Genomic DNA, 20944 nt, shown 5'->3' with positions numbered 1-20944 from the left:
CACCGTCTGGTCCGCCGCCGTCCGGGTCGTCGTCGCCCCGGGCCTTGCCGATCGGGTGGCCGAGTCGTACGAGGACGGCCGCCAGCGGTGTGTCCGGTGGCGGCCGTTCCCGGGGGCGGAGCGTCAGAGTTGCTGTATCCGGATGTCCCGGTAGGAGATCACGTCCGTCGTTCCGTGGACCTGCAGCCCGATGTAGCCGGACGCGAATCGTCGGCCGTCGGTGCCCGGGTCGTCGGCGCGGGGCGGGGTGAAGGACTGGCTGCCGGTGTTCTCGAACTCGTTGATCAGGACTCCGTTGCGGAACACGGAGTAGTGCTGGTCGACGACGCGGATCTCGTAGTCGTTCCAGGTTCCCTTCGGCGCCACGTGCGCGCCGGCGAGGCCGACGCGGTCGAAGCCGTAGAGCGAGCCGGTCTTGTACGTGTCGCCGTCGGGGCGGTCCAGGACCTGGATCTCGTGGCCGTACTTGATGGCGACCCACTCCGGGCGGGGCTCCTCCGGGTGGTCGTGGACCCGGGGGAAGCGGACGAAGACGCCGCCGTTGGCGTTGGTGTTGCCCGGGGCGTCGTCGCGCCACTGGAGTTTGAGCGAGAAGTCGCCGTACGTGCGCTGCGGGAACCACAACATGCCCATGCCCGGGACGGTCGTGCTGCTGGTGATCGACCCGTCCGCGTTGAGCCCGAACCTTCCGCCGCCGACGTGCTGCCACTTGGCGAACGACGACGCGGTCCCGTCGAGGATCGGCGTGTAGCCCTCGGTCCGGCCGGGCGTGCCGATGCCGGACTCCTTGGCCGCCCGGTCGATCCTCTTGCGCTCGCGGCCGTCGATCACCCCGTCGGCCAGGAGCCCGTCGAGGACCTTGCCGACGTGCTTGAGGAACAGCGCGTGCGAGGACCAGGACTTCTCGTCCTCGATCAGCTCGCCGATCGTGCACCGGCCGCGCGTCATCCGGTTCGGCACACCGCTGTCGACGGTTCCGACGACGACGGTGAGCCGCTCGTCGTGCTCGGGGCACGAGGGGGCGGGCACGCCGCCGCCCTCGGCAACGGTGAACGCCGTCGTCTTCGCCGCGGCGGTGTTGCCGGCCCTGTCGGTCGCCCGGTAGGCCACCGTGTGCCGGCCGACGCGGTCGACGAGGACCGGCACGGTGTGGGCGAGGTAGGGGCCGCCGTCGAGCGAGTACTCGATCCTGTCCACGCCGGATTCGGCGTCGGTCGCCGAGACCGTCACCTTGGCGCCGGTGACGTACGCCCCGTCGGAGTTCTTCGTCCCCTCCACCTTCGCCGACGTCTCCGGCGGCGTCTTGTCGACGGCCGGCGGGGCGACGACGGTGAACGAGACGGACTTCTCCGCGGCGACGTTCCCGGCCTTGTCGGTGGCCCGGTAGCGGACGGTCTTCTCGCCCACCTCGTGCACCATGACCGGCCCCGCGTACGCCGTCCACGCGCCGCCCGCGTCGAGCGCGTACTCGATGGTGTTGACGCCGGAGCCCGTGTCCGACGCGGTGACCGTGACGGTCGCCATGTCGATGTAGCGGCCCTCGGCGTCCTTCTCGCCGCTGACGGTCGCCGAGGTCTCCGGCGCGGTGGTGTCGTCCGTCGGGGGCGCGACCACCGCGAAGCCGACGGACTTCTCCGCGGCGACGTTCCCGGCCTTGTCGGTGGCCCGGTAGCGGATCTCGTGGGTGCCCACCCGGTCCACGACCACCGGGTTGGTGTACGGCTGCCAGGCGCCGTCCGCGCCCACCGCGAACTCGGTCCTCTCCACGCCCGAGCCAGTGTCCGTGGCGGTGACCGAGACCGTCGCCCGGCCCACGTACGCCCCGTCGGCGTTCTTCGTGCCGTCGACCTTCGCGGAGGTCTCCGGCGGGGCGGTGTCCTCGCCGCCGCCCTCGGTGACGACCAGGATGCCCTGCATCGAACCGTGGCCGGGGATCGTGCACTTGAAGAGGTAGCGGCCCGGGGTGAGGGTCACCTCGGCGGTGTGTTTTCCGCCGTTGGCGTCCGAGGGGTTGGCGAGGATGTTGAGGGGGACGTCGTTGTTGTACTCCGGGTCCGACACGTCGAAGGTGAGCGTGTGCGGCATCCCGGTGGTGTTGCCGGTGGCGGCGCTGTTCTCGAAGACGATCGTCGTGGGTCCGGCGACGGCCGTGGTGGGCTGGGTGACGTACTTGTCGATGGCGTCGCCGGCCGTCCAGGTCAGCGTCTGTGCGGCCGCCTCCGGCCCGGCGCCGCCGCCCGGTGCGGGGGCCTCGCGGCCCCACGCGACGGTGGTCAGGCCGAGCAGCATCAGGAGCACCGCGAGCAGCGCCGTCCCGATCCGCGCCGGCCGTGGGTCGCTCGCCCTCATCGCACCGTCTCCTTCCGGACGACGTCCACGGCGGCCGGGGTCGCCGGGCCGCCCTTGTAGGTGACGCGCCACAGCGCCGACCGGGCGTCCGAGGTGAAGAAGCCGCGGCCGTAGTCGAGGACGTAGAGCGCCCCGTCGGGGCCGAACTTCCAGTCCATGAGGTTCCTGATGCCGTCGGCGCCGACGGGGATGATCTTCTTGAGGTTCTCGGCGTGGACCGGGAGGCCGCCCTTGCCGACGGTCTTCGGGTCGGTGAGCACCGCGTGCCGCGGCTGGTCCTGGTCGTAGAAGTCGCCGACGAACCACTTGCCGTCCCAGTACGACGGCCACTTCACCGTGCTCGTGCTCGACTCGTCGAAGCGGTAGACCGGGCCGTTCATGGTGGCCTGGCCGCCGCCCTTGAGCCACGGCAGGAGGTACGTGCTCTCCTCCTGCCGGTAGCTCGGGACGCCGTTCGCGTCGCGCGGGAAGTCCGGCGCGCCGCCCTGCGGCGAGTACCAGATGGTGTTGCCCGTGACCGGCGGCAGGTTGACCAGGCCGTCGTTGTTCGGCGACTCGTTCTTCGGGGCGTCGCAGTCGTACCAGCCGAGCGGCTTGGCCGGGTCGGGCAGGTTGCGGTCCCGGTAGGGCTGCTTGTTGCCCATGCAGTACGGCCAGCCGTGGTTGCCCGCCTCGGTGATCGCGGCGAAGGTGTCGTACTTCGCCGGGCCCCAGGTGGTCGACGGGGCGCCGGCGTCCGGGCCGACCCAGCCCGCGTACAGGGTGTCCGTCTCGGGGTCGACGGCGATGCGGGCCGGGTTGCGGACGCCCATCACGTAGATCTCGCCGCGGGTCTTGCCGCCGCCCTCGGCCGTCTCCTCGCCGGTGAAGAGGTTGCCCTCCGGCAGGGTGTAGGTGCCGTCCTGCTCGGGGTGGATGCGGAGGATCTTGCCGTTGAGGTTGTTGGTGTTGCCGGCCGTGCGGCGGGCGTCGGCGAAGGACAGGCCCTTGTAGTGGGGCTCCGGGTTGTTGCCGGAGTAACCTCCGCTGAACTGCGAGGAGTTGTTGTCACCGGTGGCGATGTACAGGTTGCCCCTGGAGTCCCAGGCCATTCCGCCGCCCGCGTGGCAGCAGCTGTGGATCTGCACCGGCCACGAGAGGAGCACCTTCTCGCTGGACAGGTCCAGCTTGCCGGTGGCGCGGTTCAGCGTGAAGCGGGAGACGTACCGCTGGGCCGTCCTCGCGTTCCGGTCGATCCGCGCGTGCGGGGTGTAGTGCAGGTAGACCCATCCGTTGTCCGCGAAGCGCGGGTCGAGTTCGATGCCGAGCAGCCCCTCCTCGTTCTTGACCAGTTCGTCTCCGCCGCCCTTGTTGCCGAACACGGTGAGCGAACCGGCCAGGGTCACCTGGTTGGTCTTCGGGTCCCAGATGTGGATCTCGCCCTGCCCCTTGCCGATCTCGGGGTCGTTCCAGTCGGTGACCACGGGCCTGGAGGCGTCCGCTCCGCCGCGGCCGATGTAGAAGACGCGGCCGTCCTTCGCCGTCACCAGGCCGTGGGGCTCACCGATCTGGTCGTTCTGGCCGGGCTGGTTGGGCTTGGTCAGCCGCTCGGCGGTGTAGTTGGCGTTGATCGCGGCCCGGCAGTCGGCGCGGACGAGGCGGGTGGTCCAGTGGAGCGCGCCGCGCAGGTGGGCGCGGAAGTCGGTCTCCTGGTAGCTGTCGGCCGTCCCGCCCATCGCGGTGTAGAAGGACCGGCCGCCGTCGTAGTCGCGGCACCAGGAGACCGGGTGGTCGGCGCCGTTCGCGCCCGCGCCCGGCTGGTAGGAGTTCTCCCGGACCCGCGCCACGGTGTGTACGGTGCCGGACGGGTTGGTCGCCCAGTTCAGCCACTTGTCGGGCCGCTTCCACTCCAGCGGCAGGCTCTTGGTGGCCGGATGCCGGCGGTCGCCGACCTCGACGACGGCGCGTTGCACGGCGGTCGGGTTGGTCTTCGCCGGGCGGGCGCCGATCAGGCCGCCGAACCAGTCCGAGTACGGCTCGGTGCGGGCGGCGTCGTGCAAGCCGAGGAACCCGCCGCCGGCTTCGACGTACGCCTCCAGGCCGGCCTCCTGGTCGGCGTCGAGCACGTCGCCGCCGCCGGTGAGGAAGACCACCGCGTTGAACCTGCCCAGCCTCGGCTTGGTGAAGACGGAGGCGTCGTCGGTCGCCTCGATGGTGAAGCGCGTGGCGGCGGGCCCGGTGCGGCCGATCGTCTCGATCGCCTCGATGCCGGCGTCGACGACGGGCGATTCCTCGGTGGCCGAAGCGTGGAAGACGAGCACCCGGACGTCGTCCCCGCCCGGTGGCGACGGCAGCGACAACGTTGTCCTCGGATCGTCCGGAGCCGGTTTCGCGGTGGCGGGAGAGACCCCGCCGAGCAGTCCGGCGGTGACGGCGCCGACCACCAGGCCGGTGGTCCAGACGTAGCGGGTCCGCCGTCTTCCGCGGCTCAGAACCCTTGATTCCACGTGTCGTTGACGCGGTTCTCGCCTCATGCGTTCACCCAGCCCTCATCGGTCGCGGCTACAGCGCGGACGAAGCTAGACCTCTTTCGGCGCAAGGCCAAGACCTATGACCGGAGTGTCTCGAACTTTGTCCTGGGCGTGGATAAACCAAGGGAGCGCGGCTACGGTGTGCCCGGTCCCAGGGGGCACTGCGGCCCCGTCAATGACGCCCGGCATGTGGGGAGTTCGGCATGGACAGACGGAGTTTCAACCGACGGATGTTCGCGGGCGGCGCGGTCGCGGCAGGCGTGACATCGTTGTCCTTCACGGGCTCGGCCACCTCCGCGCCGACCGTGGAGAACCCGCCACGGACCGCCCCGGCCGGCGGCCGGGTCCGCCACCTCAAGCTCTACGCCGAGAAGCTTCCCAACGGGCAGCTCGGCTACGGCCTGGAGAAGGGCAGGGCGACGATCCCGGGCCCGCTGATCGAGCTCGACGAGGGCGACACCCTGCACGTCGAGATGGAGAACCTGACCGATGCCGACGCCAGTCTGCACGTCCACGGCGTCGACTACGAGATCACCTCCGACGGCACCCGGCTCAGCAGGAGCCACGTGCCGCCCGGCGAGACCCGTACGTACACCTGGCGCACCCATGCGCCCGGCCGCCGCAAGGACGGCACCTGGCGGGCGGGCAGCGCGGGCTACTGGCACTACCACGACCACGTCGTCGGTACGGACCACGGCACCGGAGGCATCCGCAAGGGCCTCTACGGGCCGGTCGTCGTCCGCCGCGAGGGGGACGTGCTGCCGGACAGGACGTTCACGATCGTCTTCAACGACATGACGATCAACAACCTGCCCGCCGGACCCGACTTCAGGGCGACGCTCGGCGAGCGCGTCGAGTTCGTCTCGATCACGCACGGCGAGTACTACCACACCTTCCACATCCACGGTCACCGCTGGGCCGACAACCGCACCGGCCTCCTGACCGGCCCCGACGATCCCAGCCGCGTCGTCGACAACCTCATCGTCGGCCCCGCCGACTCCTTCGGCTTCCAGGTCGTCGCGGGTGAGGGGGTGGGCCCCGGCGCGTGGATGTACCACTGCCACGTCCAGAGCCACTCCGACATGGGCATGGCCGGCCTGTTCCTCGTCGCCAAGGCGGACGGCACCGTCCCGGGCTACGAGCCGCACCATCCGGGAGGGGGTGAGGGCGAGAGCGGGGGCCACGAGCACTGACCTGCCTCGCGCCGGAGGTGCTCTCGCGGGGGCTGGGGCGGTTAGTGTCCCGTCGTCGCGGTGACGTCGGCGACGAGGCGTTCGGCGAGGGATTGAGAGGACGGCGGGTTCTGCCCGGTGTAGAGGTTGCGGTCGACGACCACGTACGGCCGCAGGGGCAGGCGGGCCTTGGAGTACTCCGCGCCGCTCTCCCGCAACCGGTCCTCCAACAGCCACATGGCCTTGCGGCCGAAGCTGTTGAACTTCTCCTCCAGATTCGAAAGACCCGTCATCCGGTAACCGGTGAACGGCCAGGACCCGTCCCCGTTCCTCGCCGCGAACGCCGCCGCCGGCGCGTGACACAACAGCGCCAGCGGCCTGCCCGACGCCAGGAACCGGGTCAACAGCGCACCGGAGACCGGATCCACCGCCAGATCCTCCATCGGACCGTGCCCACCCGGATAGAACACCACGTCGAAATCGTCCGGATCCATCTCCGCCAGCACCCCGGGACTGTCCAGCCGGTCCCGGATCGACTCCAGATACACGGCCACCTCACGCAGCCTCCACGGCCACCCGGCCGTCCTCGACATGCTCAACCGGTCCAGCGTCGGAACCTTCCCACCCGGCGTCGCCAGAGTGATCTCCCACCCCGCCGCCGAGAAAATCTTGTGGGGCACCGCCAGCTCCTCACCCCAGAAACCCGACGGATGCACCTCCCCGTCCCGCAACGTCCACCGGTCAGCCGCCGATACGACGAACAACACCCTGGTCATGACGACTTCTCCTCTGGTCGAAACGGTCCACCGGCGAAGTGGTAGTCACCTCTGCCGCCCGGTGCGCGCCTCCGCCCGCAGTCGGGCGGCGGGGTGGCAGGCGCGGTCCGGGCCCGCCCGGGCCGTGATGGCTCCGGCGGGCCCGGTTTCACGCGCCCACGCGTACAGGAGTCTGCGTGGGGTCAGTCGTTGTGGAGTGCGGTGGTGAGGAAGTCGATGGCGAGTTTGCGGGCGATGTTGGCGGCGCGGGTGTCGCGGAGGCTGTCGAGGAGGAGGAAGTCGTGGACCATGCCGGCGACGCGGACGGAGGTGACGTCGACGCCGGCTTCGCGGAGTTTGTTGGCGTACTTCTCGCCCTCGTCGCGCAGGACGTCGGCCTCGTCGGTGATGACCAGGGTGGTGGGCAGGCCCCTGAGCTGGTCCAAGGTGGCCCGGAGGGGGGAGGCGTGGTGTTCGGTGCGCTGGACGGGGTCGGTGGTGTAGGCGTCCCAGAACCATTTCATGCCGTCGCGGGTGAGGTAGTAGCCCTCGGCGAACTGGTGGTAGGAGGGGGTGTCGAAGTCGGCGTCGGTGACCGGGTAGAGCAGGCACTGGGCCTTGAGGTCGATGCCGCCGCGTTCCTTGTTCATCAGCGCGAAGACCGCCGACATGCAGCCGCCGACGGATTCGCCGGTGACCGCGATGCGGGTGGTGTCCAGGCCGTGTTCGGCGCCGTGTTCCAGGACCCACCGGCCCACCGCGTAGTTCTGTTCGACCTGGGTGGGGTAGGTGGCCTCCGGTGCCCGGTCGTAGACCGGGAAGACCCCCGCCGCACCCGCACCGACCGCCAGTTCACGAAAGAGCCGGTCATGGGTCTTGTCGTCGCCGAAGACCCAGCCGGCGCCGTGGATGTAGAAGACCACCGGCAGCGCTCCGCCCACCCCCTTGGGACGGATGACGCGGGTGCGGACCGTGCCCCACTCCCCCGCGTCCACCTCCACCCACTCCTCGTCGACCTCCGGACGCGGCACACTCGCATCGCTCTGCAGGCCCAGCAGGATGTCACGGCCCTTCTCCGGAGGGACCTCGTAGATCCGCGGATGCGGATCCGTCGCCTCGCACAACTCCTTCGCGGCCGGTTCGAGATAAGGGGTGATCGGAGGAGGAAGGTCGGTCATGATCGACTCCGTAGTCACGAGTGGTATGTGCGCGTAGTACGTGCGCGTTCTGGTTTCTTCGGTCGAAATCCGAATGCCGTCCTGGTTCTCCCGGGCGAGAGATCCCTTATTCCTCATCTTTCCGCGCGCCAACGGTTATGCGCAACTTGACACGTCGAGTTGCACCGAAGGGCAATTTCCTTGCCGCTGAAGCGTTCCCGATCAATGCGTGTACGTATGCTCCCGGCGACGCGTCTCGGCGTGGCGATTACGTATACGTAGATGGACCGAGAAACGGAAGTTGGCAGGTAGAGAGGCGTTCGTCAACGGCTGTGGATCCGGCTTCGGAGGCCGTCGAAATGCGCGAAAATTAACCGCAGGGGGCCATTCGATCGGCACCCCGAATTTAGGTATACGTATTTCCTCGACATGGATTCGATGACGCCCCGGGATGCCGACGGTGGAAAATCGTTCCGGTCCGGTCCAATGGGCCCGAATCCGGCGTGCTCGTGGTGCAGGCACCGACCACTGCGGCAATGATGGGTCTACGGCGGAATGGAAAAGGCCCGATCCGGGCGGCAAAGGATGGGAGCGGCAGTCATGGACGACACGCAGTCCGCAAAGCCCCAGGACACGGTCGAGGTCACCCTCGGCGAACGCACGGTGCACGTCCCGGCGGGTGGTCTGTTCGACCGCTACCGGATGCGGACCGACCTGGACGAGGTGGCGAAGGACCCTCGTGTGGCCGGGGTGGAGTTCTTCAGGAGCCAGCCGAAGGTGGAGGTGCAGTCGAGGATCGGGCCGACTTTCACGCCGAACTTCTACTACGCGATGTCGAACGCCCGGCTGACGATGGTCGCCCCCGTGCGGGCCGTCCGGCGGCGGCTCCCGCGCGAGCTCGAACCGCTGCAGATCGCCCCCGGGTACGGTCTGGTGTCGGTCATGCTCTTCCGTTACGACGTGGCCGACATCGACTTCTACACCGAGGCCGCCGTCGGCGTCGCCGTCAAGCCCGCCCGGCACGGCCCGCTCGGCGCCGTCGACCTCCTGGCGTCGCTGAAGAACGACCACCTCGACTCGTACGTCCTCTCGCTGCCGGTGAACACCGACATCGCCCAGGTGCGCGGCCACGACGGGTACGGCTTCCCGAAGTGGGTGACCGAGATCGACGTGGCGATCGACGACCGCACGACCTTCGGCCGGATCGCCAACGACGCCGGCGGAACCGACCTCGAACTGAGGACGCCGACGCCCCCGCAGACGAAGCGCCACACCGGGACCGCCGTGTCGTCCCTGAACTCCTACACCCACTTCGGCGGCGGCTGGCACACGACGTTCAGCCAGACGAACGCCCTGTCGTCCGGTACGCGGATGTTCCCCCGCGACATCGAGCTCACGCTCGGCGAGGGGCGTCTGTCGGACGACGTCCGCTCCCTGAGCCCGGTGCGCAACCTGCGCCTGGACGTCATGGTCCACGGGCAGCTCGCCCTGCACATGCCCACGGTCATCTCGATCGGCTGACCGCCCGCGCCGTCGCCCGGCGCACCGCCCCACCGGCGGGCGAGGGGAGCACATGACACGCCAGAGCACGATCACCATCGCCACCACGGCGTCGCCGGAGCAGGTCTACGCCTGCCTGCGCGACCCGCGGAGGTACGGCGACTGGCTGCCCCGGTCCGTGAGCTACCGGGGGACGACGCCGGGGCGGACGTCCTCGGCGGCGATCGGCGACACGTACGTCGACCACACCCCGTTGGGGAAGGTCCGCGGGGTCGTCACCGACGCGTCCCCGAACCGTCTCGTCGCCTTCCGCCAGGCGACCGACGACGACGCGCTGACCATCGACATCGTCTACCGCCTCGAACCGACGGCCGGAGGCTGCGCGGTCACCCGCACGGGCCGCATCGCCGTCGCCGGACGGCTGCGCCCGGTCGGGCCGCTCGTGACGGCGCTGGTCCGGCGGGAGAACCGGCGCACGATGGCGCGACTGAAGGAGCACCTCGACGGGCCGGCCCCCCGGTGACTCCTCGACCCGCGAAAGGACACTCACATGCCTACGACGCCCACCACCGACCGCATCACGCCGCGCATCGACTCCAGCCGTCTGGAGGCCCTGGCCCGCCGCGTACGGGTCGCGGATCCCTCGTCCACCCAGGACGTCACCAACGCCATGACCGGGGAGGTGCTCGGGACCGTCCCCCACGGCACCGCCGAGGACGTCGCGGCGGCGGCCGTGCGCGCCCGCGCCGTGCAGAAGGCGTGGGCGGCCCGCCCGGTGCGGGAACGCGCCGCCGTGCTGCGCCGCTTCCACGACCTCGTCCTCGCCCGCCAGGACGAGGTCCTGGACCTGATCCAGCTGGAGAACGGGAAGGCGCGCCGGCACGCGTTCGAGGAGATCATGGACGTCACCCTCAACGCGCGGTACTACGCGAACACCGCGCACGAGTACCTGCGCCCGAAGAAGCGGCAGGGTGTCCAGCCGGGGCTGACCAGGGCCTGGGAGCTGCACCACCCCAAGGGTGTCGTCGGGGTCGTCTCGCCGTGGAACTACCCCCTGACCCTGGGCATCAGCGACGCGCTGCCGGCGATCGTCGCGGGCAACGCGGTCCTGGCCAAGCCCGACGCGCAGACCCCGTTCTCCGCGCTGTGGGCCGTCGAGCTGCTGGAGGAGGCCGGGATGCAACCCGGGCTGGTCCAGGTCGTCACGGGGTCCGGCGCCGAGCTCGGCCTGCCCATCATCGAGAACTCCGACTTCCTCATGTTCACCGGGTCCACCGCGGTCGGGCGCAAGGTGGCCTCGCAGGCCGGGGAGAACCTGATCGACTGCTCGATGGAGCTCGGCGGCAAGAACGCCCTGATCGTCCTCGACGACGCGGACGTCGACCGGGCGGTCTCCGGGACGGTGCGCGCCTGCTTCTCCAACACCGGGCAGCTGTGCATCTCCATGGAGCGCGTCTACGTCCCGGACACGCTCTGGGACGAGTTCGTCCGCAAGTTCGTCGCGGCGACCGGGGCGATGAAGCTGTCGGCGGCCATCGACTACTCGGGCGACATGGGGTCGCTGGTCTCCCAGAAGCAGCTGGACACCGTGGTCCGTCACGTCGAGGACGCGAAGGCCAAGGGCGCCACGGTCCTGGCCGGGGGCAGGCGGCGGCCGGAGCTCGGCCCCTTCTTCTTCGAGCCGACGATCCTCACCGGCGTCGACGACACGATGGAGGTGTACGCGCACGAGACCTTCGGCCCCCTCGTCTCCGTATACCGAGTGGCGGACGAGGAGGAGGCCGTCGCCAGGGCCAACGACAGCGAGTACGGCCTGAACTTCAGCGTGTGGACCGGCGACGAGCGCCGCGGGCGACGGGTCGCGGCGCGCCTTCAGGCCGGAACCGTCAACGTCAACGACGCCTACGCCGCCGCGTGGGGCTCGGTCGACGCCCCCATGGGCGGCATGAAGGCCTCCGGCCTGGGCCGCCGCCACGGCGAGCACGGGATCCTGAAGTACACCGAGTCCCAGACCGTCGCCGTCGAGCGCGTGCTCCCGGTCGGAGCGCCCGACGGGATCGACCCCGCCCGCTACGCCCGGCTCGTCTCCACGGGCCTGAAGCTCCTCAAGCGCCTTCCGGGCGTCAAGTAGGGGCGAGGCCTTCCGGGCGACAAGCAGACGCGACAGACACGGCAGACACGGCAGACACGAAGGAGTGACGCATCCATGCACACGGTTCTGGGCGCCAACGGGCCGATCGGCGAAGAACTCACCCGGGAGCTGTACCGCGGCTTCACCCGCGACATCCGGCTGGTCAGCCGCCATCCCGAGAAGGTCCACGACACCGATCAGCTGGTCGAGGCCGACCTGACGGACCCCGAGGCGACGGACCGGGCCGTCGCGGGCAGCGAGGTCGCCTACCTCACCGTGGGCCTGCCCATGGACTCGGAGCTGTGGGAACGGCAGTTCCCCGTCATGATGCGCAACGTCATCGACGCCTGCGCGAAGCACGGCACCAAGCTCGTCTTCTTCGACAACACCTACATGTACCCGGGCACGACCGCTCCGCAGACCGAGTCGACCCGCTTCGAGCCGAACGGCCGCAAGGGCCGGGTGCGCGCGCGGATCGCGACGACCCTGCTGGACGCGATGAGGGCGGGGACGGTCGACGCCGTCATCTGCCGGGCACCGGAGTTCTACGGCCCGGGAAAGACCAAGAGCCTGACCAACTCGCTCGTCTTCGACCGGATCGAGGCCGGCAAGCGGCCGTTCGTGCCCGTCAGCGCGAAGACCGTCCGGTCCCTCATCTGGACGCCCGACGCCAGCCGCGCCATGGCCCTGATCGGCAACACGCCCGACGCCTACGGCCAGACCTGGCACCTGCCCGTCGACCCGCACCGCCTCACCTACGCCCAGCTGGTCCAGGTGGCCGAAGAGGTGACCGGCCGCCGGATCCGCTACACCGTCCTCCCCCTGGCCGTCTTCACCGTCGGCGGCCGCTTCGTCGGACCGCTCGGGGAGGTTCGGGAGCTCCTGCCGCGCTACCGCGGCGACAACGTCTTCGACGCCTCGAAATTCACCAGGCGCTTCCCCGACTTCGCCGTCACCTCCTACCGGAAGGGCATCACCGAACTCCTCGGCTGAGTCCTCCGCCGCGTCCCGTCGGCACGGGCGCCGCCACGGGGTACGGCGGTGGTGTCCGGGCGGCGCCTCGCCCCTTCGTGTCCTACGGTGAGTCGTCAGGGCACGCGACGAGCCGCACGACGGGGTAGCTGGGCATGGGTTTCGCATTCGGTCAGCAGCGTGGCGGGAGGCTGCCCGCGGAGCGGACCGGTTTCGTCGGCAGGGCGGAAGAGGTCGCCGCCGTGTCCGACGCGTTCGACCGGGCGCCCCTGGTGACGCTGGTGGGGCCGGGCGGCGTGGGCAAGAGCCGTGTCGCCCTGCGCGCGGCGGACTCGCTCAGGCCACGGTTCCCCGACGGGGTCTGGCTCGCGGAACTGTCGGCGCTGCGTGACGCGGAGCTCCTTCCCGCCACGCTCGTCGCCGTCCTCGGCCTGCCCGAGCAGCCCGGTTCGACGCCGCTGGACGCTCTCGTGGGGCATCTGCGGGACCGCGAACTGCTGGTCGTGCTGGACACCTGCGAGCATCTGATCGAGGCCTGCGCCACGCTCTGCGACGTGCTGCTGCGGGAGGCGGCGGGCGTGTGCGTACTGGCCACCAGCCGCCGGCCCCTCCACGCCCCCGGAGAGCGCTGCGTCACGGTCGGCCCGCTTCCCCCCGCCGACGCCATGGCGCTCTTCGAGCAGCGGGCCCTCACCTCCGCGCCGGACTTCGCGGTGACCGACGACAACCGGGAGCGGGTCTCGGCCCTGGTCAAGACCCTGGAGGGGCTCCCGCTGGCCCTGGAACTGGCCGCGGTGAGGCTCAGGGCCGTACCCCTGGAGTACCTCACGGCCCGCCTCGAGGAGCGGTTCGGCGTCCTGACGGGCGAGCGGCACGCCGAACCCGAACGGCACCACACCCTGCGCGGGGCGATCGACTGGTCGTACGAGCTGTGCACCGACGAGGAGCGGCTGCTGTGGGCGAGGCTTTCGGTCTTCACCGGATCCTTCGAACTGGCTTCCGTCGAGCGCGCGTGCGCGGATTCCGCCCTGCCCGCCGAGGACGTGCTCGGCGTTCTGAGCGGCCTCGTCGACAAGTCGGTCGTCCACCGGGAGGGCATGGACACCGCCCGGTACCGCATGTTGGACACCCTGCGCGCCTACGGAGCCGAACGGCTGGCCGAGGACGGGGGCGGCGGAGAGTCCCACGAGCGCCACTTCCTCCTCTACCGGCAGCTGGGAGAGCGCTTGTGGGACCGGCTGCTCACCGATGAGCAGGTCGAGCTGCACCGGTCGTTCCGCAGGGAGATCGCCGACATCCGCACCGCCCTGCGGTACGCCGTCGACACCCCCGGGCGGGCCCCGCAGGGACTGTGGCTCGCGGCACAGCTCGCCCCCTACTGGCGGGCGACCGGAGCGCAGTCCGAAGGGCGCTACTGGATCGAGCAGGGCCTGAAGGCCACCCCGGAGGACTGCGGGCCGCGTGCCTGGGGGCTGCTCATGGCCGGAGTGCTCGACGTGTGGAGCGGCGACCTGACCCGTGCGCCCCGGTACTTCGCCCAGGCGTGGGAAGTCGCCGTGCGCTGCGGTGAGCAGCGGGTCCAGCGGCTCGTCGCACCGAACCTGGGAGCCATGCGGGTCCTGCGCGGCGAGGTCGAGGAAGGCCTCGCGGAATGGGAGCGGGGGTACCGGCGTCTCGTCGAGGCCGACGACCTCCTGGGCCTGTCCGTGACCCGGTCCGAAGGCGCGCTCCTGAAAGCCGCCCTCGGTGACTCCGCCGGAGCCCTGGAGTGGTGCCAGGACAACCTCGACCGCCTCGCGGGCACCGGCGAACGCCAGCTCTACGCGAGCACGCTGGCCGTCCAGGGCATCATCCTGTGGCTCGAAGGGCGCACCGACGAGAGCGCCCCCGTCCTCCGTGAGGCCCTGGAGGCGATCAGCGACATCGGCGACGTGCTCGTCGCCGCCCTGTGTTGTCTCGGCCTGGCCTGGCACGCCGGCGCGCGGAAGCGCTACCTCCAGGCGGCGTGGCTGCTCGGCTACGCCCAGAGCGCGCGCAGGCTGGGCAGCGACCCCATCGGGACGCTGCCCTCGCTGCTGGACCACCAGGACGCGGTGGCCGCGACCGTCCGCGCCGAACTCGGCGCCGCGGCCTACGAGCGCTGGTATCGCCACGGCGCGCGCATGTCGGGCGACGAGGTCCTCCGGGCCGTTCGCGCCGACGCCGACGAGCCGCCCCGGTCGCCTGCCGCGCACGGCGCTCGAGGAGACGACGCGGGAAGGACCCGTCTCACGCCTCGTGAACGCGAGGTGGCCTCCCTGGTCTCGCAGGGCCTCTCCAACCGTGAGATCGCCGGTCGGCTGGTCATCTCGAAGCGGACCGTCGACACCCATGTCGAGCACATCCTCGCCAAACTGCGGGTCGCCGCGAGGACCGGCATCGCCCAGGCCCTGGAGGACTGAAGCGGTCCGCCCCTCACGGCAGCACCAGCAGCACCGCCAGGGCGACGAGGAGGGAGTCGATGCGGTCGAGGAGGCCGCCGGAGCCGGGCAGCCACCGGCCGGCGTCCTTGGCACGGGCGCCCCGCTTGACCATCGACTCCAGCAGGTCCCCCAGCGGGCCGCCGACCGCCACGGCCACCGCCGTCTGCCACGTCAGACAGGACAGTACGGCCAGCGTGAGAACACCGGCCGCGGCCCCGGCCAGCGTGCCGCTCCACCGTTTGGCGGGCGACAGCGGGGAGAGCCGCGGGCCGCCGAGACGGCGGCCCGCCGCGTACGCGGTGATGTCGGCGACCGACACGGCCACGAACAGCACCAGGCCGAGGGCGCCGGACGGGACGAGACCGGCCAGGACGCCCAGCCACACGAGTCCCAGCAGGCCCGCTCCCAGGCGGCGCAGTCCGTGCTCCGCGTCGCCGGAGAGCAGCGGCACCCCGGCGATCGCGAGCGCTCCGGCCGCCGCTACCCGCGGCACCTCGCCCGGGGCCAGCCAGGCGGTCAGTACGAGGGCGACGACCGCCGCGCCCAGGACCAGCCGGTCCGCCGGGCCCAGCCGGAGCAGCCCGCCGAACTCCGCCACCGCGACCGCGCCGACCACGGCCGCGAGCACCGCGATCCCCGCCGGACCGAGCCAGAAGGCGGCGGTCACCAGGGGCACGCCGAGCGCCCACGCGCACCAGCGGACCATCAGCTCACGGCGCCGGGTCGCCGCCACCGCGACGCCCCCGGCCGCCAGTGCCCCGCCGAGATACGGCACGAGGGCGGCGACCGTCGTCACCGGAGGGCCCGCCCCGGGGCGCCCAGCGCGTCCAGGGCCTTTCCGCACGCCGCCACGATCCGCGCGTTCTCCGCCGTGTCGCGGACCGCGATCCGTACGGTCCGTCCCTCGTACGCCGGGGACAACGGCGACAGGTCGCGCAGGAAGACGTCGTGCCGCCGGCACTCCCCCACCAGCCGCGCCGCGCTCGGCCCGTCCGGCGGCAGCGTCACCGTGAGGAAGTTCGCCACCCCTTCGTCGACCGAGGAGAACCGGCCCAGCTCCTCCAGGTCGTGGGCCAGTTCCTTGCGCAGGACGTGGGTGCGGGCCCAGCGCTCCGCGTAGTACGCGGGGTCGCGCAGCGCGGTCACGGCGGCCAGCTGGGCCGGCAGGCTCACGGGCCACGGCGGCGTCCAGCGGCGCAGCTCCCCGGCCGTCTCCGGGCAGGCCACCAGATACGCGGCCCGCATCCCCGACAGCGCGTACATCTTCGACAGCGAGGCGCAGACCACGACCCGGGCGTCGGCCGAGGCGAGCCCGGCGAGCGAGTCCGCCGGATCGACGTAGCCCAGGTACGCCTCGTCGATCCACCACCGGGTCCGCGCGGGCGAGGCCTCGATCACCGCGCGCAGGGCGTCCGCCGGGGCGTGGCGGCCGGTCGGGTTGTTCGGGTTGACCACCACCACGAGGTCGTACCGTCCGTCGCCGGTCGCCTCGGCGAGCCGGGCCGGGTCGAGCAGCCAGCCGTCCTCCCGGCGCAGCCGGAGCCGGTCGACCCGGCAGCCGATCACCCGCTCGGTGACATGGGCGTACTCCCCGTAGCCCGGATCGAGCAGGAGCACCCGGCTCTCCGGCGTCAGCCACCGGCCGAACGCCCGGAAGATCAGATCGGACGAGCCCGCCCCGACGGCCAGCGACTCCACCGGCAGCCCGCGCGCCCCGGCGATCTCCGCGAGCAGTCCCTCCGCTCCCGTCGGCGGCGAGGTCCGGGCGGCCCATCCCGGATCCTCCGAAAGGACCGCGCGGACCTCGGGCGACGGCGGGAACCAGGCGTCCAGCACGTCCGCCGCGACCACCTCGTGCCGGCGGGACAGCGTCCGGAAGCCGGTGCCGATCGCCGAGAAGAACGCCCCGCCGTGCTCGCAGCCGTCCGCCCCCGGCGCGAAGGGCACGTCGAGCCGCCAGTCCAGGCCCGCCCGCAGCCGCTCCAGGGTCCGGCCGTGGCGCTCCGCGACCGTCCTCGTCAGCTCGGCCACGGTGCCGCCGAGGACCTCGAACGAGACCGCGCCCGAGCGGATCGTGCGGCCCAGCGGCCGCAGCCCGGCGGCGAGGTACATGTCGAGGAGTTCCGTGCGTCCCATCGCCACCACCCGGCGGCCGCCCCGCGACGCTACCCAGCGGAGCGCCGCGTACATGAGGAGCGGCGCCGCCGCGGTGGACCGCCAGCGTTCCTCGACGGTCAGGACGCGGATCTCGAACGGCGCCTCCTCGGTCAGGACCGGCAGTTCCTCGCGCGTCAGGTACTTGTCGAGGGAGTAGCGGCCGACCCACGGCGGGGTGAGGCTGACGAAACCGATCCGGGTCCCCCCGCGCGCGGCCACGAGGTAGACGTTGTCGCCGTCGAGTCCGTCGCTCAGCCTTCCCGAGGGGTCCACCGGGTGCTGGCCGAGCTCCTCCGCGTACACGCGGTGGCGCAGTTCGTGGATCCAGTCGCGGTCCTGGGGAGTGGCGGTGCGCAGGTGCAGGGCATGGTCCATACGTGTGTCCCCTCGAGGCGGTCAGGCGTTCGCGCCCCAGCATGGAGGAGCCCGGCGGACGGCACCTGAGTACGCGTACTCAGCCCGTGGAACGGCTCCCGGTCCGTCTCAGGCCGAGAGCAGGTCCACCACGAAGACGAGGGTCGAGCCCGCCGGGATCAGCGGCGAGGGGGACTGCTTGCCGTAGCCGAGGCGCGGGGGGACGACGATCTCGCGCCGGCCGCCGGCCTTCATCCCCCTGATCCCCCGGTCCAGGCCCTTGATGGCCCTGCCGCCGCCCACGGCGAACTTGAACGGGCGGCCGTGGTCCCAGGAGGAGTCGAATTCCCTGCCCGTCTCGAAGGTGACCCCGACGTAGTGGATCTGGACGACCCTGCCGGGCTTCGCCTCGGCCCCGTCCCCGACGACGAGGTCCCGGGTCGTCAGCTCGGTGGGGGCGTCGCCTTCCGGGAGGTCGATCCCGGGCTTCGTCGGTTCGCTCATCGCGGCCTCTCCGCTCTCTGCCGGGAGCCCCCGTCCGGAGCAGCCGGGCGCACGGTCGTTCGTGCGCGACGGGTTCACCCTATGCGCCGGTTCCGGGGCCGGCCGGGCGAGGCCGGCCCCGGAGGTGGTCCGACGGGGTTCGGGAGCGGGTTTCAGGAGCGGTTTTCAGAGGCGGGTTCATAGGCGGTTTTCAGGAGCGGGTTTCAGGAGCGGTCGAGGGCTCGGGCGAGGAAGCGGCGGGTGGACTGTTCCCTCGGGGCGGTCAGTACTTGTTCCGCGGTGCCCTGCTCCACGATGACGCCGTCCTCCAGGAAGCAGACCCGGTCCGCGACGCGTCGGGCGAAGTCCATTTCGTGCGTGGCCATCAGGATAGTCAGGCCGCGTCGCTTGAGGTCCGCGACGACGTCCAGGACCTCGCCCACGAGTTCGGGATCGAGGGCCGAGGTGATCTCGTCGAAGAGGAGCAGTTCCGGCTCGGTGGCCAGCGCGCGGGCGATCGCGGCGCGTTGCTGCTGGCCGCCGGACAGCCGGTCGGGGTGTTCGCGGGCCTTGTCCTCCAGTCCGAGCCGGGCCAGCAGTTCGAGGGCCGACGCCTCGGCCCGTTTGCGGGGGACGCCGTGGACGCGGCGTGGTGCGAGGGTGATGTTGTCCAGCACGCTCAGGTGCGGGAAGAGGTTGTAGGCCTGGAAGACGATGCCGATGCGTCTGCGGGCGACGTCGGGGTCCAGGCGGGGGTCGGTCAGTTCGGTGTCGCCCAGGTGGACGGTGCCGTCGTCGACGACCTCCAGGAGGTCCACGCACCGGAGCAGGGTCGACTTGCCCGAGCCCGAGCCGCCGATGAGGCAGACGACCTGGTGCTCGGCGACGTCCAGGTCGATCGAGCGCAGGACCGGCCGTGCTCCGTACCGCTTGCGGACGCCCCGGATGCGCAGCAGGGGCCGGCTCATCGGTCCGCCCCCGCCCAGGTGCGCCGTGCCGCTCGCCGCTGGAGCCGGTCGGCGAAGCGGGTCAGCGGGATGGTCACCGCGAGGAACAAGAGGGCCGCTCCCAGGTAGGGGGTGTAGTTGAAGTCGTAGTCCGCCTTGATCTGCGCCGCCCGCAGCACCTCCAGCGGGCCGAGTACGGCGACCAGGGCGGTGTCCTTCTGCAGGGCGATGAAGTCGTTGAGCAGGGGCGGGAGGACGTTGCGCACGGCTTGGGGCAGCACCACGTGCCGCAGGGTCTGCCGTTCGTTGAGTCCCAGTGCCCGCGCGGCGTTGCGCTGTGCGGGGTGCACCGAGTTCAGCCCCGCCCGGAGGACCTCTCCCACGTAGGCGGCGTAGGAGAGGACCAGGGCGATGACCCCGAGGACCCAGGGCTCGGACGGCGTGCCCTGCAGTTGCAGGGCCGGGAGGCCGAAGCCGATGAGGAAGACCAGGAGCAGGGTCGGTACGCCGCGGAAGACGTCGACGTAGACGGCCGCGGCGAGCCTCAGCGGTTGCAGGCCCGGGGCGCGGGACACGCGGACCAGGGCGATCAGCAGCCCCAGGACGAGGATCAGCACCTCGGCGATGAGGAACATCTGGATGTTGAGCCAGAAGCCCCGCAGGAGTTCGGGGAAGGCGGCGCGGAGTTCGGCGCCGTCGAGGAACAGGCTGTCGACGCGTTCCCAGCCGGGCGAGGCGACCGCCGCCGTGGCCAGGGCCACCAGGCCGAGGACGGTGCACAGGGAGGAGATCCAGGCGTGGCGGCGTTTGCGGGAGCGGCGGAAGCGTTGCCGTTCGAGTTCGTGGTCGCTGGGTTGGTGGGCGTCGTCCGGTGCTGCGGCCGGTGGACGGGGCGCGGCCGTTTTCTCCAGGTTCACGGTCGGTCCGTCACCGCTTCAGCTCGGGGACGTTCGCGGAGGCGGACAGCCACTGCGAGGTGAGTTCGGCGAGCGTTCCGTCGGCCTTGAGGGCGTTCAGGGCCTGGTTGACGCAGGAGGTGTAGCCGCTGTTCTTCGGCAGGAGCAGGCCGAACTCCTCGGGGGTGCCGCCCGCGTAGCCGAACTGGCCGATGATCTTCGCGTTGTCGACCTCCGCTCCGGTGAGGTAGAAGACGGTGGGCAGGTCGGTGACGATCGCGTCGATCTGGCCGTTCTTCAGCGCGTTGACCTCGTCCTTGGTCGTGTTGAAGACGCTGGGCCGGCGCGTGGGCCGGAGCTGGTCGAGCACGGCCTGGTAGCTGGTCGTGGCCACCTGTACGCCGATCTTGGCGTTCTTGAGCGCGCTCAGGGACGTGGCGTTCGCGAATTTCGAGTCTTTGACGGTCAGGACGGCCTGGTTGGCCGTGTAGTAACTGGTGGAGAAGTCGACGGCTTTCGCGCGCTGCGGAGTGATGGAGATCTGGTTGATGTCGAAGTCGAAGGCCTTCGGACCGGGGGCGTAGGAATGGGCGAAGGGTTCGACGACCCATTTCACCTGTTCCCGGGCGAAGCCCAGCTTTCCGGCCACCGCATAGGCCACGGCGCTTTCGAATCCCTTTCCGTTGGAGGGGGTGTTGCTGTCGAACCAGGGCTCGTAGGCGGGGGAATCGGTGGCGACGGTCAGTTGGCCGCTCCGGTGGAGGCTGGGGCTGTTCACCGTGCAGTCGGGGGCCTTGGATCCGGAGGCTCCCGGGGTGCTCTGCGGCTGGGGCGCGCAGGCGGTCGCCACCAGCGCGGTGACGGCGGCGGAAGCGGCGAGGGTGGTGCGGATACGGGGCATCAGGGGTCCTTGGAAAGGAAGTCCGGGAAAAGGGGTACGGAAAAGAAGGGCCGGTGCGGTGCGTTCAGCGACACAGATCGGCGGCGCAGCGCACGTTGTCGACGTGGCGGCGGCGTACCAGCGGAAGAGTTCCGGACATGCGTTTCAGCATTCCGGCTCGCGGAGACCGGCGTCAATCTCGCCCGTGGGCAACGGGGT

At 71.0% G+C, this 20944-nt stretch carries 16 protein-coding genes; 6 read left to right on the top strand and 10 right to left on the bottom strand.

Annotation, left to right across the window (positions count from 1 at the left end):
* Positions 1-123: 123 nt before the first annotated feature.
* Together ACIQVI_RS07175 and ACIQVI_RS07170 are read right to left on the bottom strand one after the other, a co-directional pair.
* Complete coding sequence (locus ACIQVI_RS07175) at positions 124-2349, bottom strand: OmpL47-type beta-barrel domain-containing protein (RefSeq protein ID WP_403592121.1); 2226 nt, start codon at positions 2347-2349, stop codon at positions 124-126.
* Positions 2346-4862, bottom strand: a complete 2517-nt coding sequence (locus ACIQVI_RS07170; protein WP_403592118.1) for a ThuA domain-containing protein — start codon at positions 4860-4862, stop codon at positions 2346-2348. Before ACIQVI_RS07170 ends, ACIQVI_RS07175 begins: the two co-directional genes overlap by 4 nt.
* A 200-nt stretch (positions 4863-5062) precedes the next feature.
* Between ACIQVI_RS07170 and ACIQVI_RS07165 the strand changes: the two genes are divergently transcribed.
* Positions 5063-6052: a multicopper oxidase domain-containing protein gene (locus tag ACIQVI_RS07165; RefSeq protein WP_403592115.1), complete on the top strand. Its 990-nt coding sequence runs from the start codon at positions 5063-5065 to the stop codon at positions 6050-6052.
* Positions 6053-6093: 41 nt separating this feature from the next.
* Here the strand turns inward: ACIQVI_RS07165 and ACIQVI_RS07160 are convergent, their stop codons facing one another.
* Together ACIQVI_RS07160 and ACIQVI_RS07155 are read right to left on the bottom strand one after the other, a co-directional pair.
* Complete coding sequence (locus tag ACIQVI_RS07160) at positions 6094-6807, bottom strand: type 1 glutamine amidotransferase domain-containing protein (protein ID WP_403592112.1); 714 nt, start codon at positions 6805-6807, stop codon at positions 6094-6096.
* Between the two features lie 182 nt (positions 6808-6989).
* A complete protein-coding gene (locus ACIQVI_RS07155; protein WP_403592109.1) occupies positions 6990-7964 on the bottom strand; it encodes an alpha/beta hydrolase in 975 nt (324 codons plus the stop codon).
* 579 nt (positions 7965-8543) lie between these two features.
* Between ACIQVI_RS07155 and ACIQVI_RS07150 the strand changes: the two genes are divergently transcribed.
* From ACIQVI_RS07150 to ACIQVI_RS07130, 5 genes are all read left to right on the top strand, one after another.
* Complete coding sequence (locus ACIQVI_RS07150; protein ID WP_403592106.1) at positions 8544-9464, top strand: acetoacetate decarboxylase family protein; 921 nt, start codon at positions 8544-8546, stop codon at positions 9462-9464.
* A 52-nt stretch (positions 9465-9516) separates the two neighbouring features.
* Complete coding sequence (locus ACIQVI_RS07145; RefSeq protein WP_403592103.1) at positions 9517-9966, top strand: SRPBCC family protein; 450 nt, start codon at positions 9517-9519, stop codon at positions 9964-9966.
* 27 nt (positions 9967-9993) lie between these two features.
* The gene (locus tag ACIQVI_RS07140; RefSeq protein ID WP_403592099.1) at positions 9994-11574 is read left to right on the top strand and encodes a succinic semialdehyde dehydrogenase; all 1581 of its coding nucleotides are present in this window, start codon (positions 9994-9996) and stop codon (positions 11572-11574) included.
* 75 nt (positions 11575-11649) lie between these two features.
* Complete coding sequence (locus tag ACIQVI_RS07135; RefSeq protein WP_403592095.1) at positions 11650-12567, top strand: NAD-dependent epimerase/dehydratase family protein; 918 nt, start codon at positions 11650-11652, stop codon at positions 12565-12567.
* A gap of 134 nt (positions 12568-12701) precedes the next feature.
* Positions 12702-14987: an ATP-binding protein gene (locus ACIQVI_RS07130; protein WP_403592093.1), complete on the top strand. Its 2286-nt coding sequence runs from the start codon at positions 12702-12704 to the stop codon at positions 14985-14987.
* A gap of 13 nt (positions 14988-15000) precedes the next feature.
* Here the strand turns inward: ACIQVI_RS07130 and ACIQVI_RS07125 are convergent, their stop codons facing one another.
* The 6 genes from ACIQVI_RS07125 to ACIQVI_RS07100 all read right to left on the bottom strand — a co-directional run bounded on the left by ACIQVI_RS07125 (position 15001) and on the right by ACIQVI_RS07100 (position 20746).
* Positions 15001-15804 (bottom strand): phosphatidate cytidylyltransferase, encoded by an 804-nt coding sequence (locus ACIQVI_RS07125; RefSeq protein WP_403592090.1) that lies wholly within the window; start codon positions 15802-15804, stop codon positions 15001-15003.
* Positions 15801-17540 (bottom strand): aminotransferase class I/II-fold pyridoxal phosphate-dependent enzyme, encoded by a 1740-nt coding sequence (locus tag ACIQVI_RS07120; RefSeq protein ID WP_403592087.1) that lies wholly within the window; start codon positions 17538-17540, stop codon positions 15801-15803. Before ACIQVI_RS07120 ends, ACIQVI_RS07125 begins: the two co-directional genes overlap by 4 nt.
* A 108-nt stretch (positions 17541-17648) precedes the next feature.
* Positions 17649-18023, bottom strand: a complete 375-nt coding sequence (locus tag ACIQVI_RS07115; RefSeq protein WP_351971204.1) for an FKBP-type peptidyl-prolyl cis-trans isomerase — start codon at positions 18021-18023, stop codon at positions 17649-17651.
* 203 nt (positions 18024-18226) lie between these two features.
* Positions 18227-18970 carry an amino acid ABC transporter ATP-binding protein gene (locus tag ACIQVI_RS07110; RefSeq protein ID WP_351971205.1) on the bottom strand — a complete coding sequence of 248 codons (744 nt, stop codon included), beginning with the start codon at positions 18968-18970 and terminating at the stop codon, positions 18227-18229.
* The gene (locus ACIQVI_RS07105) at positions 18967-19866 is read right to left on the bottom strand and encodes an amino acid ABC transporter permease (RefSeq protein WP_403592079.1); all 900 of its coding nucleotides are present in this window, start codon (positions 19864-19866) and stop codon (positions 18967-18969) included. Before ACIQVI_RS07105 ends, ACIQVI_RS07110 begins: the two co-directional genes overlap by 4 nt.
* 10 nt (positions 19867-19876) lie before the next feature.
* Positions 19877-20746, bottom strand: a complete 870-nt coding sequence (locus tag ACIQVI_RS07100; RefSeq protein ID WP_403592076.1) for an ABC transporter substrate-binding protein — start codon at positions 20744-20746, stop codon at positions 19877-19879.
* Between the last annotated feature and the right edge of the window lie 198 nt (positions 20747-20944).

The sequence above is a fragment of the Streptomyces sp. NPDC098101 genome (assembly GCF_044760185.1).
Taxonomy (GTDB): domain Bacteria; phylum Actinomycetota; class Actinomycetes; order Streptomycetales; family Streptomycetaceae; genus Streptomyces.
The sequence above is the reverse complement of the archived record's forward strand: the minus strand, read 5'-3'. Positions and strand labels throughout refer to the sequence as shown.